The organism is Methanovulcanius yangii, assembly GCF_018687785.1.
Taxonomy (GTDB): Archaea; Halobacteriota; Methanomicrobia; order Methanomicrobiales; family Methanomicrobiaceae; genus Methanovulcanius; species Methanovulcanius yangii.
In genome coordinates this window covers 528504-545624 of sequence record NZ_LTBL01000001.1, presented here as the reverse complement: position 1 = coordinate 545624, position 17121 = coordinate 528504, and the positions used below count along the sequence as shown (strand labels likewise).

Genomic DNA, 17121 nt, shown 5'->3' with positions numbered 1-17121 from the left:
ATCAGTACCCCATGAACGGAAGATCGTCCTCTCCCTTCCCCAGCGTCCACCAGAGCATCATGCCGACACAGAGAACCGGAAATGAAACAACCAGCAGGGCCGCTTCAATTCCCTGACTGATTATTCCCACAAGACCGGCAGCCCACGCACCGATAGCCACGATGAAAGCCGCAATCGTCATTGTCTGTACTTTCCACTTTTCCATTTTCATCACACCGTCAGCAGTATTTCGACCACCCTGAGGAACATCAGGAGGGAACTCACATGGATCATGATCACGTACGGGGCGCCGGGCGCCCTGAACAGCTCCGCCTTTGCCGCGTAAAACGGCGCAATACCCTCGCCCATCACACCGAGGAGAATCAGTATCTTTGCGATGAGGGGCATACCCGCCTGCATCCCGGAGAGGGCCCATATGGAGAGGGTTCCTGTCGTGGCAAGCGTGATTGCGGCGCCACCGAAGAGCGGGACGGTGGCAATGATCGATATGATCCCGTAATTGTATGCCGCATCGAGGACGTGCCGGCTCTTCACCGCCGCCACGATGCCGATGATGCAGATTCCCACCATACTGACGAAGAGCGTGAAGTTGAACACATCCCCGCTCAGCATGGCCCCCATCGTCGCACACCCGCAGGCGATTGCCATGAACCGTCGGAACCGGAGCTCTTTTCCCGTCACCCCCTTGGCGTAGTAGGCATCCGTCCCAAAGACCACATCGAGCTGCCGCTCCGGCCTGCTGAATATGCATATTGCCGTGAAAAGGAGGGCGAAACCAAAGAGAACCGCCGTATAGGGAGTGAAGTAATTGACGATATCCCCGAAAGGAAGCGTAAAGAACGGCTCACCCGCGATGCGTGCCGAAGCCAGGTCAGGCATTGCTCTCACCCCGCATCGCCCCTATCAGGGACATCTTCGCTACGACCTTTGCAAGAATCGCAGACCCTGCCAGCATGACCCCGAAGAACCAGTAGGACGGAGCCAGCATGAAGGTGAAGAAGGCCACAATCCAGAGCGCCCATGCATACCCGGATACGGTCTCGATGAGCGCAAACCGCTCCTGCTGCCCCTTGCAGAGGAAGTAGAAGATCACTCCTGTCGCCGCCACGGCACCGCCGGTAAACCCGGAGAGAACAATACCGAATATGACGAGGATCGCCCCCAGAAGGGCAGGGGCACTGTCCATCACTTCGATCCTGAAACGCTTTTTTGGCTGCTCGAACAACTTTTCCCGCGTCAGGTAGATCTCGGATACCGCCAGAAGTTCGGATATCCCGACGACGAGACCGGGGATGATGAGCGCCTCGGCCAGATCGGTTGCCGTAAGGGCAATGATCGCAAGACCGGAGATCTCCGCCAAATCGGCGAGGATCAGTTTATGGACATCATCCCGTTCCTTCAGGAATGCGCTGAAGGTGAGCGCAACCCCGGCAAAGATTACGATCAGGCCGATGACATACCAGCTGATCATTCCTCTTCCCTCCTGAACAGGAACGATGCGATGGCAAAGGCAACGAAGAGAATGCTGGTCTCTGCTATCGTATCGAGCCCACGCGTATTGTAGAGAATCTCATCGATGATGCCGCCGGGGTGCGAGACGATCGTCGTCCCGAGGTACATGTTGCTTGCAGCGAAGAACGCCGAAAGTGGTGTCAGGTACGCCGTGACATATCCGAGATAGGGTGAATTTTCCGGATACTGCGCCACGACGGCTGTCCGGTTGAATGGATCGCCGCCCCGGTCGTATGGATTGAGCGACGAGCCCGTGTCGATGGATTTCGGATAGAGCTGGTCGTCATGATAGTCAACCGGCGAGACAATGAGGAGAAGGATGCCGAACACGGCGACCGCGACAACCACGACGGCATACACCGTCGTCAGGTTGTCGATATTTGCGAGATACCGTGAAAGACGGCCGATCATATGCCACACCTCCGTTCAATCACCCGCACCAGCACTGCGGTGGCAAGCGTGGTTACCGCAACGAAGGTGAGAAGTGCTATCGTCTCATCGAAGGAGAGAAGGACCAGCATCAGGCCGGTCGCCGCAACTTCCACATTGATGAGCCGGTCGAGATAATTCCGCGTCCGTGGGAACACCGATGCACCGATACCGATAACCAGCAGGAGAAGTCCCAGAATAAATTCAGGGGTCATGTCGCATCACTCCCTGTTGCCTGGAGGAGAAAGATCGTCGTGACCGGGACGACGAGGGCGATGACAATCGCCACATCCAGATATCCCTTAATGACGACAAACGGAATGATCCCACCGGTCATGACCGCAATCCCGATCAGTTTATCGAACGGGCTCTTTCGCAGGTACGTCGAAACCGCTCCAATGAGGGCGATCATGGCGAAGATTATGATGAGGTAGTCCATCATGCTCGTTTCACTCCTCCTGCCAGCGTGCTTGCAATGGCATTTGATTCCAGCGTCGAACCGACAAAATATGCCGCAGCCGCAAAGAGCCCCATGATATCCGGCACCAGAAGGACGACTGAACCGGCGATCGCAAAATTAAGCACATTCAGGTAGAGCAGTTTGCGGGGCGTCTCCTGTTCAACAACCATCCTGACGGCGGCAAACAATCCGATGACGGCACATACCAGAACGGGGATTATGATCGCCACCCCCAGAACCTGCCGAGAAGTCTGCTGGCATGCAGGTGGGATATCCCCTGTATCGTTAGTATTGCAATAACCATTCCTGCGATGCACTCCGCCGCAGCAATTCCTGCCATGCCCAGTCCATAGACCATAAATGTCGCAAGGACCGCACCTGTCGTCCCGGCATACCCGGGGTCATGGCAGATGCGGTTTCCGATAAAAACAAGGACGGCAGCGGTAAGGCCTCCGCCGATACCTGCGACATAGACGCCGCAGGCTGCCAGAAGTGTCCCGGCGGATGCATCGGGCGAACATACAATATTGCCCATCATAGAACCGCCGTTGAGGTCACCCCCCGCTCTCTCGACAGAGGAGGCGATCGCATCAGCACCACTCACTCCTCCTTTTTCGGGAAGCCTGAACGTCACATCGACCACGATAAAGAGAAGCCAGCACAGTACTGCCGCGATGAATATGTTGACCAGTTCACCCAGCATCCACAATCTCCAGATGGATAGGAGTCTTCACCAATATGATTAAGTTTTTCTATTCTCACAATATTTTCCCGATAAATCCCTGAATGTGAATTTTTCGATGCAATCTCTCTTTGTTTCCAGGAAACGCGATTATATCGGACAAACAGGAGCAATTGGTTGCATGACGGAAAACGGCATGGAGTCCCGCGGATTACGGTGCCCGCAGCGGCATTTGAGCCAAAACCAGATAATTACACTCTTCAGCAATGGTTTTCACCTTTGCAGAAGTATGTAGGTACAATATATGGGAACACCACTGAGCAAGACGGAACATATCAGCATCGCCCTGATCGCCCTCATATTACTGACGACCTTCGTCATCTTCCTGCCCATCTTCGATGTCATCATCATCGGCATCTCCCTCGCGGTTGTGGTCATGCCGCTCAAAATATGGCTTTCCCGTTCGATGGGGGACAGCATGGCCGCCCTCCTGACGACGATTGTCGTCGGTGTCTTTATCTTTGCGTCACTCGGCTTCGGCATCTACATCATCTACCAAAATATCGACTATCTCTCGGAGATCATCCTTATCATCGTCGATGCGGTGAAGTCCATACAGTTCCCCGGATTTTCCATCGAGGAGCCCTCATCGTCCGTCGATGTCACGGGATTCGTCCAGGCGCAGCTGCAGTTCTTCGAAACGAACTTCTTCGGATTCGTTCAGTCCTTTGCCGGTCTGATCTTCAAGGTGATCATCCTCTTCCTGACGCTCTTCATGTTCACCTACCGGGGGGATTATATCTGGAGTGAACTCCTGTCCGGCATTCCGGATGCGCTCTCAAGTTTCATCCGGCGCCTGTCGGAGATCGGGGTCAACACCCTCTATTCCATCTATATCGTCCACATCGCAACGGCGGTCATCACGTTTCTTCTGGCCATCCCGTTCTTCTATTTCCTCGGATACGGCCACATCGCCTTCTGGGCCCTCGTGGTCGCCATCTTCCAGCTGATCCCGATCATCGGTCCGACGCTGATCATGATCTTCCTCGGGTTCTATGCCCTCTCCCTCGGCGATTACCGGGCGGCAGCTCTCATCGCGATCATCGGGTACCCCGTCGTCTGTGCGGTGCCGGATCTCTTCTTCCGGCCGTGGCTCATGGGCGAACGTGCGGGAATCCATCCCGCCATCATGTGGATTGGGTTTTTCGGCGGCATCTGGCTCCTCGGCCTCGTGGGCTTCATCGTGGGCCCGCTCGTACTCGCCCTCCTTGTGGCGGGTGGTGCGGAGTTCCTCGTCATCATGAAGGCCGCACGCAAAAGGGGATGGCTCGGCGATGAACGCCCCGACAAGCCGGACGGGCCGGCACCCCCCACTGCGTCCGGGCAGGAAAGGGCTCCTGAGAACTGAACACGCCCGCATTAAACCACTTCTTTGTAGATTTCCCCCTTCTCTTTTTGAATCAATTTCATTCATCCGGATATTGACATGACCCGCGATGACAGACATTTCTGCAACCTTTCCGGATGAAGGCATGAAATATCGACCCAATTTTTCGAACGAAATCCGACATCCACCACCAAAACCGTATCCGGCCTGACAATGCCTGAAAATAATTAAATATTTCCTATGGAGACTTAGACCAACTGCTCTGAAAATGCCAACTCCGGTTTCCTCCGTTGGATACACCAGAGAGTCTTCCCGTCAACAACATCATCAAAGGACATTCGACCGTCAGCAACCACTTTCAGGCACCAGGGATACACGCAAGTCCGGAGTATGAATGGCATCTGCTCTGGCCCCCTCACAGGGCCGTGAATCAGAATCATCAGAAAGGTGGTGAACCATGAACGCTATTCCTTACCTCTGGATAATCTGTATCGCCTGTATCGGACTGTGCATGACGGGAGCATCCGCCGCTGATGTATCGGCCGACGCCTTCCTCACCTTCGAGGAGTTCCCCGTTGACACATATATCGCTGAACAGTATGCTTCCGACCACATCCATTTCATGAGCGATTCGGCAGGTGGCGGCACCTATCGTGCCGCTCCGCGGATCGTACAGCATGGAACGGCAAAGAGCCCCACGAGTGTCCTCGTCAACGGATATTCTGATTGGGAACTCTCCAGCAGTGAAAATGCCTCGCTTGTGATCTGGTTCGACAAGCCCGTTTCCGGCGTCGGGATGTGGCTGGGAACGGTTCCGGATACGGGCGGCAGCGGCGGGGCATGCCCCGGCCCCATCAATGCGAAAGTCTCGGCCTATTCCTGCTCCGGAATACTGAGAAATGAAACGGAAGTTCTCGTCACCCCGGGTTTCGATACCCCCCTTGAAATCGATGATAATGACGGATTCTCAATGCTGGTCATCGATTACGGCAGTTCCCTCTGTCCCGAGGCGATCGATGATCTGGCGTTTAACTACGCGACCGGACCCGGATCCGTCTGCTCCGAACCGGCCGGGATCAGCATATGGATACGGTCCCCGGCTTCTTCCGGAGAAAGAATTACCGTGAATGAACAGAGCCAGACGATTCAGGGCATCGTCGGCACAAGTGGAATATTCAAATCCGTACAGATCGATGGCGAACCGGCACAGGCCTACCTGAACAGCTCCTTTTCTGATAATCTCTACCCCTTCTGGTTCGAGTTTACCGGGAAAGTTACGCTGGAGGAGGGGGGAAATACGATAACCGCCGTTGCAGAGAATCTCTATGGCTATTCTGCAGACGACCAGATCTATCTCGATCTGGGCACCCCTGATTCGGCAACGCTCGATGCATTTCATCTCACCCAGCGCGGCGTGATGCAGGACACCTCCTGTGATATCGACACCCCCCTTGTTGCCGGGAAATCCGCGATTATCAGAATCGATCTGGATGTGAAAACAAAGGCGGGGTACAATACCTATGTATCATGGGTGGAGATGAATGTCTCACGAAAGGGGATCACCGGTTCCGACATAACGGTGGGGACGCTGAATGGATGGGTGTACTCGCCGTTCGTCAGCGGATTCGGATCCCCGACGGATATGGCATCGATTCACTTCTGGGTGCCCGGTGAGATGCTCCATCCGGCGGGGGACTATAAGTTTACCTTCCAGCCATACGCAGGAATGACCCCGATAGGAAGTCCCCTCACCGCAACGTGCAACGGAGAGGACTACTATACCTTCGAAGAGACGAGGGACATCGAAGCGATCGTCCTCCCGGTGGAGGCCGGTTTGTATTCCCCCCGTTTCATGGGCACCAACCACACCGAGTACACCCTTCGCCAGATCTATGCCCTGACACGGACCTATCCAATACAGGACTCGGGAAGCGGCGGATTCTATTTTTATGAAGTGAATCCGTTTTCCCTGTGCGACGGAACGATGGATACGGTCAACAGCACGCCGGATTACTGCGGAGGAACCGGGTTTGAATGGACCTTCATCGATCATGATGCGAGCGGCATACTCACCCGCGCCGATGCCGCTGCCGTGACCAATGCAAGCATCGATGCCTGCGGCAACCCGGATGACCACCAGATCGGTGGCGCGGTCCAGAGCGGTGCGACCTTCACCTACGCCTTCGACACCGCCCTTGGGATATACCGCGCCGGAGCACACCCGAAATGGAAGAATGCAAAGTTTGCCATCCCTCTCGACAGCGACCATGACGGAACAATCGATACGGCTGATCTCTCCCATTATATTGCCGAGTTCTATGACGACCAGACAGATGCCTGGACGACGGACCTGAACCTCTACGACCAGGGTGAGACCTTCCGGTTCTTCATCGATGCCGACGGGGATTACTGCAACGACGAATCGGACGAAACGCAGGCCGATATCCGCCTTCTCTGGAATCATCAGCAGTCCATCCTCTGGGGACCGGTCGCGGATGCGAGGGCTGCATTCTGTAAGGACGGGAACTGTGGATCGAAATTCCCCCTCGCCACCTTCTGGTTCCCGGACGAACTCGTGGCACATGATTCGAGGTTCGGCGACATCGGTCCGGGTCAGGGAAAATGTGGAAACGGCGATGGCGGGCTCTATTCCTGGATCAAGATGAGAAACGCATCCGCCCTCCCCCATGAATTCGGCCATAATATCGGCGGCCTGTCCGAACTCTATACCTCTACCGCCGGCACGTGTAAACGTGCCGATCCCGATGCCGACGACATGGATACCAAGGAGGGGGCATGGGCCGTCTATATTGATACCGAGAGTGTTGCCCCTGGCGATGTCTACGCCGTGATGGGGCTCGATGCCCCCCCGGACCGAGTGGTGCACTATCAGCCCGATTACCAGGACCTCTTCGATACCCTCAGGATATCGTCATCCTCTGCCGTGAAGACGGCGGTCACCCGGACGGATGGCGAGCGGTTCGTCCTCACCGGCCTCATCAATAGCGTAACGAACGACCACGACTTCCACACCGACCTGATGACCGGGGTACCGCTCACCGAAGAGGACGCCGCAAGCCCCTACAGCCTGGTATTCGGGAACGGCACGGACATTCTCCAAAGGTCTCCGTTTCCTGTCGATGATGGACTTTCAATGGTCGAAGGGTACCCTAACTACACGTCCGCTCTGATTCCGGTGCAGGTCGTCGCCCCGTTCCCGGCCGATACCGGCTGGGTGGAGGTCAGGTATTTTGAGACGGTGCTTGAACGATTCGTCCGCTCCGCGGGACCACCGACCGTCACGCTCACCGCACCGTCCGCGGGAGACACTTTCGGCGGAACGGACGTGGCGATGATCCGATGGACGTCCTCCGATCCCGATGGTGATGCCCTCACCCACACCATCCATTACTCGCCCGATGGGGGGGACACATGGCGGGTCGTTGCCACCCGTGTCGGGGGTACGGAGTTCGCATGGGACCTCGCCACCGCGCCTGCGACGAAAGGGAAGGGAGTCGTCCGTATCGTCGCATCCGACGGGCTGAATGCTGCAGAGGACGGAAACGCCGTCGGGTTCAGCATCGCGAACAAACCCCCGATTGCCATCATCGTGGAGCCCCATGACGGCAGAACCGTTCTCGAATGCAGCAGGGTCATGCTCAGGGGATATGCCTACGACCCCGACGGGGACAGCCTGACATCTGCCTGGTATGTTGACGGCCTCCCGGCGGGCACCGGCACCCGGACGGACGTCACACCCCTCGCACCGGGGGTACACATCGTGCGGCTGGAAGTCTCCGATACGGAAGGATTTACTGCAATTCGTGAGGCGGCCTTCACTGTCCTCTCGGACTCCGACTGCGACGGGATGGCGGACGACTACGAGGATACCTACGGGCTGCATCCGGGCTACACCGCGGACGCAGCGGGTGACAACGACGGGGACGGCCTCATCAATTTCGACGAGGCCCGGTACGGGACGAATCCCCGCAATGCCGACACCGACGGGGACGGGGTGAGCGACGGTGATGAGGTTGCGGCGGGAACCGATCCCCTCGGTGACACCGGTGCGCCACCGGTGGCGGACGCAGGCGGCCCCTACGGGGCGAACGAAGGGACGCCGGTCATGCTGGATGCCTCCGGTTCGTCGGACCCCGACGGTGACGTGCTCTCCTATCGCTGGGACCTGAACGGCGACGGCGCATGGGATACGGCGTGGTCGGCAGATCCCACGTTTTCGTATCTCTGGTGCGACGACTACACCGGCACAGTATCCGTCCAGGTCGTTGATACAAAAGGCCTCACCAGTACCGCATCCGCCTCCGTTCAGGTCGTCAATGTGCCGCCGACGGCCGGTATCGGCCTCTATCAGCCAAACCGCCAGTTCATCCTCCCGCTGTTGCAGACCACCGGGAACGCCATCGTCACTGATCCAGGATGTGACAGCTGGACGTATGCCTGGGACCTCAACGGAAACGGGACGATTGATGCTTTCACCCGCAACGTTACGTATGTCTACCCTGCACCCGGGGTGTACACCGTCGAGCTAACGGTCACCGATGATGACGGCGGAACGGGCATCACGACGGTCCAGCTGACCGTCTCCACGGTCGCCGAGGCCATGATGGATCTTAGCGACTATATCATGGGGCTTCCCGATGGCGCATTCAAAGGAAATGCCGACCAGCGGAAAAATGCACTCCACAATATGTTCGAGGCGCTCGATGAGATGATCGCGGAAAAGGGGTGGAACGGATTCGTCCAGGCCCTCAACAACAATGTCCGGGAGAAGGCGGACGGAACGATTGACGGCAAGGCGGGTGACGACTGGATCATAGACCCGACCGCACAGGAGCACATCACGAAGAAGATCGACGACATCACCGCATATGTGAGGATGATTATGCCCGTCGGAACTGACGGAGCAGAGGGCGATGTGGCCGCCACCGTGGACGCGGGAGCCGGTGTGAACGGGAAACAGGAACAGTTGGCACCGGAGGGGGTGCCAACACAGGGAGAACAGGGATCACAGGATGAAGATGGAGAAGAACTGCCCGGTGACGAGGACACCGGATAATCACCTCCCCTTTTCTCCTTCGACGGCATATGCACCATCGGCCCTGCTGACTGATTTCCGCAATTAAAAAATCAGTCCGGAATTCTTTCAGGGAATCGTACATGAATACCCGGGGGATCAGGTACGAATCCGTCCCAATAAGAGCACTTAAATTTCCGAACGCAAAATACAATGATGCATTCTGCGAGGGTTGCCGAGTCGGTCAAAGGCGCCGGGTTTAGGGCCCGGTCTTGTAGAAGTTCGCGGGTTCGAATCCCTCCCCTCGCATATTCTGAAAGTAAATTGGTGCTCAATAAAAAGAATGCGCCTTGGGGCAATCCCCTCTCCAAGCATCATGCCTCACACTTTTTCGCCACATAAACACCGTAGCTGTAGTAATCGCGGTATTTTTCATAAAGGGCAATTTCTTGCTGTTCCGCTTCTACGATTGCCATCGCCTCGTCGCTCCCTCCATGACGCTCAAGGAATGCGTCAAAACGGCTCTGCATGGGCCGATAGTAATTCTCAAGCCAGCAGTGCCACGGCAGGACAAAGTAAGCCTCGGGGCTGTATCCATGCTGCTCAAGGATTCCCATCTTTGCCGAAGCGACGTCAATCTCCGGGTATTCAGTCTCCCAATAGGACTGGAGCTCCGGCGGCCTCGTGGCGCTGAGCCACGTGATTTCGGAAACGATGAGTTTTCCCCCGGGCTTTAAATATCTGCTCCAGGCCGATACCCCTGCCTCGAAACCCATGTTATAGACGGCCCCCTCTGACCAGATCACGTCGAACTCCCCCTCCGCAAACGGGAGGACATCCATGGAGCAATTCAGCGTAGTGATCCTGTCCGCCACCCCATGGTCTTCTGCCCTGGTTTGAAGCTCGTCAAGAAACTCCGGCAGAAAGTCCACTGCTGTGATGGTGGCATCCAGATTCTTTGCAAGGAGAATGGTCGAAGCGCCCGTTCCGCACCCGATATCCGCGATCTTTAAATGGCGCGAACGGTCGAGTCCAGCCAGATTCATAGCCTGTTCGGTCTCTGCTTCGCCTCCGGGACCTTGCCGTAAATTTGATTTATGCAGATCGATCAAAAGCGCCAATGGTAAATCATTCATATTTCCTCTCCATTTCATCAAATTACCATATGTTTGGAACTATCACCAAAATTATATTCTATTTTCAATTCGCCTACGAACAATCATAATTATCGTCCCCAATAGACTATGTGGATGATTTTCGAATCATTCCCCCTCAAACAAACCGAAGCTCGCTCAGATCCCTTCCCGTAATCTCCTTCTTCTCCAGATGCTCGAGTTCGTGGGCAAGGCCATATGCCGGAGACCCCTCGAAGCGGATCTCCCTTTTCCGGAGATCCTCGACCCTAATTTCGCCGGCACGGGGGTCGATCGTCATCTTCAGGATCCTCTCCGCCCTTGCACGGACCCGGTACGGCCGTTCGACGAGGAGACGGGAGGGCTGATCCCCGCATTTTTCGAGCCGCCGAACGGTCCCCTCACGCTCTTCTATCACCGGATTGGCCAGCAGATAGATCTCCTCAACGGAGGACCCGAGCTTCGTCTCCTCGTCGTACACCGACGTCTTCTTCATGACCGAGACAGTCCGGAGATTCTCGGACGCATAACTCCAGTCACCCCCGAACCTGAGCGAAAAGAAGAGAGGGAGGAGTGCCTCGGCGGGAAGACCGAATCGTACGGCGACGTCCTCCTCGGCCTTGAGGAAGGCAATATTCCTGAATATGTCGGCAGGCTCCATCGTTCCCTCCTCTCTTCCAAAAGGGGATAATGGTTGGGGCATGGATGGAATGGGCGATTCATCTGTGACCTCCTCAAGGAAGGAGCGAAGAGGAAGCCCCATTGTTTTCAGATGGCTCATTGAAATTATTCAATACATTTTGAACCAACACAAATATGGGAGAGCTGTATGACAGAACAAAAGGACGAACATATCATCGAAGCGGTTGGCCGGTGCCGTATAGTGATACAAAACGGCGAAGTGGTCGACGTGGGGGACGCAAAAATCAGTTCCTGCCCGCTGACCAGAAAGTTTGCACATCCGGTCTCGACGCCCGACAAGGAATCGGTGAAGGCGAATATCGAATACCGTATTAAGAAGTGGGGGATGTGCACCCCTCACCGGGAAGTCATCGAGACAAGGGAATTTGTCGGATTCGGTGCATCCGAAATCCTGAGTTTCGGGCTCTCCGCCGGGATGCTCGATGCCGTTGTCCTTGCATGCGACGGTGCCGGGACCCTCATCGCGACGACGCCCGCACTCGTCCAGGGCATCGGGGGAAGAATGTCCGGCCTCGTCAGGACGGTGCCGTACGAGGACGTGATCCGCCGTATTGAGGAGGCAGGCGGCGTCGTTATCGATACAGAGTCTGCCACGCTCGATCAGTCGGCCGGGATCGCACGGGCATACGAACTGGGATATTCCAAGGTCGCGGTAACGGTGGCGGTTCCAGAGGAGGCGAAGACGATACGGCACCAGTATCCCGATGCGTTCATTTTCGGCGTTCATGTCACCGGGCTCGACCATGATGAAGCCCGGATGCTCGTGGATGCGTCCGACTTTGTCACCTCCTGCGCTTCGGCCACGATACGCGAGGCCGCCGGAGAGATGGCGCTCGTCCAGGCAGGCGTCGGTGTTCCGACATTCGCCATTACCCCGACGGCGAAGGACATCCTCCTGGAAAAGATCCGGCGCAGCAATGCGCAGGTGCTCATCCGGACAACAAAACTTCCGGTAATCTCTGAAGAGCAGCCGGACCCTCTCGTGTGAATGTACCACCGGTCCCGGCAGGAGGAACACGTCCTGAATGTTTTCCGGGTTAAAATCCCCTTTTCTACCCAATCATAGATGGGGGAGTCCGGGCAAAAGAAGCCCGATTCAGCCATATTTTTACCCGTCTACCACCACTTCGAATAATAAGCGACATTTCCGCTTTTCACGAGGAATGAAGAGATATTCATCGACTATATCAGCCCTGTACAGGCAGGAAAAATCCGGAGGTGCAGATGGTCAGGGTAGAGTGCGATCTGGCTGTATTTTGCGTCTGTGTTGATGGCATATCTGAGACCATTCTTCCAAAAGGAGGCCTATTTAAGCGTTAATTATAGTAAAAAGGCAGACATCCGCGATGCAGGTCGATCCCATCGTAACATCTTTATAACCTTCATCACGTAGATTTGGTAATTAACAAACGTTCATTCCGGGTCGTTTCCTGTACCCTCTCATATCACCTTATGGAGATCTGTAATATGAAATCATCATCGTACCATCTTGTATTCCTTGCCACCGTCCTCCTCGGCGCAACCGTCCTCTTGTGCGGCTGCACGGAAGTCACTGAGGTCACCTCAGGCGAACCCGTCCACGTCACCGCCATCTGCGAAGCACTCGTCATCGACCAGAACGGCAACCCGGTACCCGACGTCCCGATTTATTTCCAAATGGTAAAGTACACCGGAACGGCGATGAAGGAGGGAAGTGAGTTCAGTACCAGAAGATACACGGACAGTTACGGAAAAGCCAGCTTTACCGCCGGATATAACCTGCACAAACAACAGATCGGCCTTCCCGTTTCTGACTACATCCTCATCTCCGTATCGCTTGCAGGCATTGTCGACGCCGCCACCTCCATCACCTATGATGAGGCAGCCAGCCAGGCAGGAGGGACGGGTGCAACCGTCATCACCAGGAGTGTTACCCTAACACAACCATAAGGGGGCCAAACCACCCCCTCTTCCTCCTCCCTTTCCCTGATCAGAAGTAGATCATCGGCCAGACGACATGCCACAGGTCATAGTCCGTAGCCTCCAGATCACCGGGGCCAGGAAGCCGTATTTCCTGAAAAGTGCAATGGGGATCAGGTTTCCGGCAAATATGAAGATAAAGAGACCCACCCCGATCGCCATGCCGGGAAGAAGTCCCATCCGGTACATGCCGGTGATCTGCATGACCGGTTCCCACAGGCTCACCAGAATGGCTAACGCCACGAACACCTCCCCCTGCCGTTTTCCTTTCAGCAGAACATTGGAGATGAGCCATACCAGAAACACGACCGAAATCAGGTGGTACAGTATTTAAAGAAAGATGTCCACGCTTCCATACACGGGAATAGTAAACGGGAACGGGACATGGATATTGGGCAGGCCCATTGCCAGGCCGACCATTATTTCAAAAAAGGCAAATGCAAGACCAAGGAGGACAGGATACAGGACCCGCTCTCTTTTGGAGATGCGTTCATCCCAGATATCAGGAAACCCTGTTTTCACAGCGAGCCGTATTGCGATATATCCGAAGAAGGTGGCAAGAAGTATCGCCGACCAGGTTCCGGTTCAGTTCTGCACAATAGGATTGTCGACTCCAGAATAGGTCCAGGCCGCTTTTCCGAGAATCATCAATGATATGAGAACCAGAAAAATCCTGTCCGATTTTGTCAGTTTGTACACGCTCCTGTTCCTGCCGGATACCATAAGTGGTTTCCGGTGGTCTCCTGCCACACCACCTGCCTTCTCCCCGGTAAATTCCGTGGATTGCAGGGTATCCCCTTGCTGAATCCACCTCTCACAAGGAAATAATACGGGCTTCGTATCCTGAATTCCCCTTTCTTCTCCATCGCGTCTCCTCTCCGGCCTCCAAACGCGTAATTATAAATACTTTACCGGCAGGCATGAATTATTGCCCAATTTGGAGGAAAGACGTTGAAATTTCAGAAAAACCCAGCAAGATCCGGGCGTACCTTCGCAGGGATTTCTCACCCTGCCCGTTCCGTTTTTGCCATCGTCCTTATTCTGTATCTCCTCGTTCCCATGGTAAGTGCGCTTGCAACCTGCACATCACCATGCGAATGCATGAGGGAGGAGGAAGCGATTGAACGGTTCGGCCGCGGTGAATACGTGCGATGCGACGAGGAGGCCTGCGGCTATCTCACGATTGACCGGACGACGAGGATTCCCCAGTACTGTTTCCAGCCACTGCAGTATCCCTTCACGCGGGCCACCTCCATTGTGACGCGGACACCTACTCCGACCCAGACAAAGGAGATCCCGACCACCACAGTCACGCCGACACCCACGATTCAGATTCTGGTGAAACCCACCCCGCTCACGAATGTTCTGACAACCGTCACCCCCACCCCGATGAGCGTAGCCTTAAAGGATTCCGACAAGGACGGGATTTTTGATTATCAGGACAACTGCCCGGCGGTCGCAAATTCCGACCAGCTCGACTCCGAAACCGAGGTGCAGTGCGGACCTGCGCCTTCCATCAACACACCCCCGGTCTGTGTCCCAGTCCGTGTCGGCGATGGTATTGGCGATGCATGCGACAACTGCCCGTATGTCATCAATCCCGACCAGAAAGACACCGATAAGGACGGGCAGGGAGATGCATGTGACAACTGTCCGACGATCGTCAATCCTGACCAGAAAGACACCGACAACGATAAAGTAGGCGATGCGTGCGATACCTGCCCGAATGTCTACAATCCCGACCAGAAGGACACCAACAAGGATGGCGAGGGAGATGCGTGTGACTGCAATGACGGCGTAAAAGGCGTCAATGAACAGGACATCGACTGCGGCGGCTCCTGCCCCCTGCCCTGCAATGTCTGCGGCGCCGCCGTACTTCCCGCACAGTTTGATTACCGCGAGTGGAAAGGGAAGAACTGGCTGACGATGGTAAAGGACCAGGCAGTCTGCGGGTCCTGCTATGCCCATTCGGCAATCGGTGCGATGGAGGCAAAATACAACCTTGAACAGAATTACCTCTGGTACCTCAACCTCGCCGAGCAGCAGTACGTCTCCCCCTGTTTTTCGAATGTGGGGTCCTGCATGGGGGGAGATACGAGTGCGGTCCTCGCCCACCTGAAGACGGACGGCGTAGTCACCGAGGAATGCTTCCCGTATATGTCCACGAACTGCGTCCACCACGAACCGGACCCGAAACCCGATGATCCGAACCACCAGAAGATGGTCTGCAACTTCGCCGGTCACTGCTCACAGCCGCAGACCTGCTCCCCCTGCGCAAACCCCTTTGAGACGTGGACGATCACTGATTACAAGTATTTCTCAGGGACCGTTGAGCAAATGAAACGCAAACTCGTCTGCAACGGCCCTCTTGACGTCTGTTCCGGCGAATGGTGGCACTGCGTCGTACTCGTCGGATGGGATGATACCCAGAATTCATGGATCGTCAAGAACAGCTGGGGGACCGGCTGGCAGGACAACGGCTACGGCCTCATCGGCTATGACAGTGATATCGGGCAGGATTTCCTGAACAATGCCTATTCGGTCAGTGGCGTGGGAGTGATCTGAGATGAAGCACGTTCGATGTATAATGGTACTCATTATCGGGGCTGCACTTCTCCTCCCGGGGGCAACAGCACTCCTAAATCCGGCGGCCGTCTACTGCGATGCAATGAATTACACCTACACGGTGGAAAGCGATGAAACCGGTGAGAGAGGATACTGCGTCGTCGACGCCGGGACACACATCGATGCCTGGGCATTTCTCAGGGGAGAAGAGGGCACCGAGTACGGCTACTGCGAACGGCAGGGATATGATACCAGAACCATTACCGATCCGGCATTGTGTGCCGATGTCTACTCCGACTCCTGTGCAGTCTGTGTGCTTCCCGACGGAAACATCATGGAGGTGACCGCACTGATGGGCCTCTCATACAAGGAGCCGGACCTTGTAATCGACGGGGCGGCGGGCCCGGTTCAGACGGCAGCACCCGCTGCCGCCCCGACTGCCACGGAGACGCCACTCTCCCTTCTCGTACCGCTCGCAGGAGTAGCGGCCACAATGATGGTCGTGACGGGCAGAATCCGAAAGCAGTGAGACAAAAATCTCATCAACCGTCCCCTTTTTTTCCTCCCGGGATTTTGGAGCCCGACCCTGCGATCATCCTTTCATCCCTGTGATACTACTTCGCATCATGCATCCCGAAATCTCCTGTGGTATCTCATACTGCCGGCGGACTAACCACACGGAGAAATTCTCACAGCCCGGTCCTGCCCTACTCCGCCCCCGCGTCCTCTTCCCAAAGCCCGAATGAATTCCCCTCGGTATCCTTGCAGACCGCCAGATAGCCAAATTTCGGAACGGCCATTTTCTTCATCAGTACCGTTCCCCCGAGACGAATTACATCCGCGAGGGAAGAGTCAATTGACGGCACCCCGAAATAATTGGTGATCGTCTGTTCCGGCATCCCGCGCCTTCCCATACCGCCCGCAACTCCGGGGGACCCGTCCTCTGCGGTGGTGGTGATGAAATAATAGTCGGTCCATCCCGGCGGATGTTCGAAGGTCCATCCAAACAGGGAGGAGTAAAAGGCCTTTGCCCGTTCGGGATCATCGGCAGGCACGTCAAAGTGCACAATCGTTGCCATGGTATTCACCGAATGAGGATAGCAACGCAGAGAGGCATTAAAGGTTCTGCCCGAGGGGTGAATGTCACCAACACCAAAATCACGGGAAGATCCCCGGACTGCATCCCAACAGGGAAAAGAGATGGGGCTTATCATGAGACAGGAGAAATATCAGATAATGACCTGCCGGATGCACCGA

19 protein-coding genes and 1 tRNA gene are annotated in these 17121 nt (G+C 55.7%); 7 read left to right on the top strand and 13 right to left on the bottom strand.

Features of this window, described 5'->3' with window-relative positions; all coding sequences use genetic code 11:
- Window position 1: 1 nt before the first annotated feature.
- Genes AZH53_RS02820 through AZH53_RS02785 form a run of 8 tightly spaced genes read right to left on the bottom strand, consistent with a single transcriptional unit; the run spans window position 2 to window position 3104 of the window.
- Complete coding sequence (locus AZH53_RS02820) at window positions 2–181, bottom strand: hypothetical protein (RefSeq protein ID WP_319642031.1); 180 nt, start codon at window positions 179–181, stop codon at window positions 2–4.
- A gap of 29 nt (window positions 182–210) precedes the next feature.
- Window positions 211–879, bottom strand: a complete 669-nt coding sequence (locus AZH53_RS02815; RefSeq protein ID WP_319642030.1) for a hypothetical protein — start codon at window positions 877–879, stop codon at window positions 211–213.
- Complete coding sequence (locus AZH53_RS02810; protein WP_319642029.1) at window positions 872–1471, bottom strand: EhaG family protein; 600 nt, start codon at window positions 1469–1471, stop codon at window positions 872–874. Before AZH53_RS02810 ends, AZH53_RS02815 begins: the two co-directional genes overlap by 8 nt.
- Window positions 1468–1923, bottom strand: a complete 456-nt coding sequence (locus AZH53_RS02805) for a DUF2106 family protein (protein WP_319642028.1) — start codon at window positions 1921–1923, stop codon at window positions 1468–1470. Before AZH53_RS02805 ends, AZH53_RS02810 begins: the two co-directional genes overlap by 4 nt.
- Complete coding sequence (locus AZH53_RS02800; protein ID WP_319642027.1) at window positions 1920–2156, bottom strand: DUF2107 family protein; 237 nt, start codon at window positions 2154–2156, stop codon at window positions 1920–1922. The genes AZH53_RS02805 and AZH53_RS02800 overlap by 4 nt, the downstream gene beginning before the upstream one ends.
- The gene (locus AZH53_RS02795) at window positions 2153–2383 is read right to left on the bottom strand and encodes a DUF2108 domain-containing protein (protein WP_319642026.1); all 231 of its coding nucleotides are present in this window, start codon (window positions 2381–2383) and stop codon (window positions 2153–2155) included. The genes AZH53_RS02800 and AZH53_RS02795 overlap by 4 nt, the downstream gene beginning before the upstream one ends.
- Window positions 2380–2631 carry a DUF2109 domain-containing protein gene (locus AZH53_RS02790; RefSeq protein ID WP_319642025.1) on the bottom strand — a complete coding sequence of 84 codons (252 nt, stop codon included), beginning with the start codon at window positions 2629–2631 and terminating at the stop codon, window positions 2380–2382. Before AZH53_RS02790 ends, AZH53_RS02795 begins: the two co-directional genes overlap by 4 nt.
- Window positions 2619–3104 (bottom strand): hypothetical protein, encoded by a 486-nt coding sequence (locus AZH53_RS02785; RefSeq protein ID WP_319642024.1) that lies wholly within the window; start codon window positions 3102–3104, stop codon window positions 2619–2621. Before AZH53_RS02785 ends, AZH53_RS02790 begins: the two co-directional genes overlap by 13 nt.
- A 283-nt stretch (window positions 3105–3387) precedes the next feature.
- On the opposite strand from AZH53_RS02785, the gene AZH53_RS02780 reads away from it, so the two are divergent.
- The 3 genes from AZH53_RS02780 (at window position 3388) to AZH53_RS02770 (ending at window position 9814) form a co-directional block, all read left to right on the top strand.
- The gene (locus AZH53_RS02780; protein WP_319642023.1) at window positions 3388–4491 is read left to right on the top strand and encodes an AI-2E family transporter; all 1104 of its coding nucleotides are present in this window, start codon (window positions 3388–3390) and stop codon (window positions 4489–4491) included.
- Window positions 4492–4927: 436 nt separating this feature from the next.
- Window positions 4928–9547, top strand: coding sequence for a PKD domain-containing protein (locus AZH53_RS02775; protein WP_319642022.1), 4620 nt, complete (start codon window positions 4928–4930; stop codon window positions 9545–9547).
- 183 nt (window positions 9548–9730) lie between these two features.
- Window positions 9731–9814, top strand: a tRNA-Leu gene (locus AZH53_RS02770).
- A gap of 65 nt (window positions 9815–9879) precedes the next feature.
- On the opposite strand, the gene AZH53_RS02765 is transcribed toward AZH53_RS02770, so the two are convergent.
- Together AZH53_RS02765 and AZH53_RS02760 are read right to left on the bottom strand one after the other, a co-directional pair.
- The gene (locus AZH53_RS02765) at window positions 9880–10551 is read right to left on the bottom strand and encodes a class I SAM-dependent methyltransferase (RefSeq protein WP_319642021.1); all 672 of its coding nucleotides are present in this window, start codon (window positions 10549–10551) and stop codon (window positions 9880–9882) included.
- A gap of 226 nt (window positions 10552–10777) precedes the next feature.
- A complete protein-coding gene (locus AZH53_RS02760) occupies window positions 10778–11299 on the bottom strand; it encodes a RimK/LysX family protein (protein WP_319642020.1) in 522 nt (173 codons plus the stop codon).
- A gap of 168 nt (window positions 11300–11467) precedes the next feature.
- Between AZH53_RS02760 and AZH53_RS02755 the strand changes: the two genes are divergently transcribed.
- Together AZH53_RS02755 and AZH53_RS02750 are read left to right on the top strand one after the other, a co-directional pair.
- The gene (locus tag AZH53_RS02755) at window positions 11468–12328 is read left to right on the top strand and encodes a methanogenesis marker 8 protein (protein WP_319642019.1); all 861 of its coding nucleotides are present in this window, start codon (window positions 11468–11470) and stop codon (window positions 12326–12328) included.
- Between the two features lie 479 nt (window positions 12329–12807).
- Window positions 12808–13269, top strand: a complete 462-nt coding sequence (locus tag AZH53_RS02750; protein ID WP_319642018.1) for a hypothetical protein — start codon at window positions 12808–12810, stop codon at window positions 13267–13269.
- Window positions 13270–13320: 51 nt separating this feature from the next.
- Here AZH53_RS02750 and AZH53_RS02745 read toward each other — a convergent pair whose 3' ends face one another.
- Window positions 13321–13605, bottom strand: a complete 285-nt coding sequence (locus tag AZH53_RS02745) for a hypothetical protein (RefSeq protein ID WP_319642017.1) — start codon at window positions 13603–13605, stop codon at window positions 13321–13323.
- A 24-nt stretch (window positions 13606–13629) separates the two neighbouring features.
- Entirely contained in the window at window positions 13630–13821 is a 192-nt protein-coding gene (locus AZH53_RS02740; protein ID WP_319642016.1) for a hypothetical protein, read from the bottom strand.
- 537 nt (window positions 13822–14358) lie between these two features.
- On the opposite strand from AZH53_RS02740, the gene AZH53_RS11405 reads away from it, so the two are divergent.
- Window positions 14359–15864, top strand: a complete 1506-nt coding sequence (locus AZH53_RS11405) for a C1 family peptidase (protein WP_406600369.1) — start codon at window positions 14359–14361, stop codon at window positions 15862–15864.
- A 1-nt stretch (window position 15865) separates the two neighbouring features.
- Window positions 15866–16393, top strand: a complete 528-nt coding sequence (locus AZH53_RS02725) for a DUF333 domain-containing protein (protein WP_319642015.1) — start codon at window positions 15866–15868, stop codon at window positions 16391–16393.
- A gap of 178 nt (window positions 16394–16571) precedes the next feature.
- On the opposite strand, the gene AZH53_RS02720 is transcribed toward AZH53_RS02725, so the two are convergent.
- Window positions 16572–16943 (bottom strand): VOC family protein, encoded by a 372-nt coding sequence (locus AZH53_RS02720; protein ID WP_319642014.1) that lies wholly within the window; start codon window positions 16941–16943, stop codon window positions 16572–16574.
- Between the last annotated feature and the right edge of the window lie 178 nt (window positions 16944–17121).

Bases quoted from the DNA above. Each gene is read 5' to 3' on its own strand.
- AZH53_RS02820 (WP_319642031.1), bottom strand. From the start codon at position 181: ATGACGATTGCGGCTTTCATCGTGGCTATCGGTGCGTGGGCTGCCGGT.
- AZH53_RS02815 (WP_319642030.1), bottom strand. From the start codon at position 879: ATGCCTGACCTGGCTTCGGCACGCATCGCGGGTGAGCCGTTCTTTACG.
- AZH53_RS02810 (WP_319642029.1), bottom strand. From the start codon at position 1,471: ATGATCAGCTGGTATGTCATCGGCCTGATCGTAATCTTTGCCGGGGTT.
- AZH53_RS02805 (WP_319642028.1), bottom strand. From the start codon at position 1,923: ATGATCGGCCGTCTTTCACGGTATCTCGCAAATATCGACAACCTGACG.
- AZH53_RS02800 (WP_319642027.1), bottom strand. From the start codon at position 2,156: ATGACCCCTGAATTTATTCTGGGACTTCTCCTGCTGGTTATCGGTATC.
- AZH53_RS02795 (WP_319642026.1), bottom strand. From the start codon at position 2,383: ATGATGGACTACCTCATCATAATCTTCGCCATGATCGCCCTCATTGGA.
- AZH53_RS02785 (WP_319642024.1), bottom strand. From the start codon at position 3,104: ATGCTGGGTGAACTGGTCAACATATTCATCGCGGCAGTACTGTGCTGG.
- AZH53_RS02780 (WP_319642023.1), top strand. From the start codon at position 3,388: ATGGGAACACCACTGAGCAAGACGGAACATATCAGCATCGCCCTGATC.
- AZH53_RS02775 (WP_319642022.1), top strand. From the start codon at position 4,928: ATGAACGCTATTCCTTACCTCTGGATAATCTGTATCGCCTGTATCGGA.
- AZH53_RS02765 (WP_319642021.1), bottom strand. From the start codon at position 10,551: ATGAATCTGGCTGGACTCGACCGTTCGCGCCATTTAAAGATCGCGGAT.
- AZH53_RS02760 (WP_319642020.1), bottom strand. From the start codon at position 11,299: ATGGAGCCTGCCGACATATTCAGGAATATTGCCTTCCTCAAGGCCGAG.
- AZH53_RS02755 (WP_319642019.1), top strand. From the start codon at position 11,468: ATGACAGAACAAAAGGACGAACATATCATCGAAGCGGTTGGCCGGTGC.
- AZH53_RS02750 (WP_319642018.1), top strand. From the start codon at position 12,808: ATGAAATCATCATCGTACCATCTTGTATTCCTTGCCACCGTCCTCCTC.
- AZH53_RS11405 (WP_406600369.1), top strand. From the start codon at position 14,359: ATGGTAAGTGCGCTTGCAACCTGCACATCACCATGCGAATGCATGAGG.
- AZH53_RS02725 (WP_319642015.1), top strand. From the start codon at position 15,866: ATGAAGCACGTTCGATGTATAATGGTACTCATTATCGGGGCTGCACTT.
- AZH53_RS02720 (WP_319642014.1), bottom strand. From the start codon at position 16,943: ATGGCAACGATTGTGCACTTTGACGTGCCTGCCGATGATCCCGAACGG.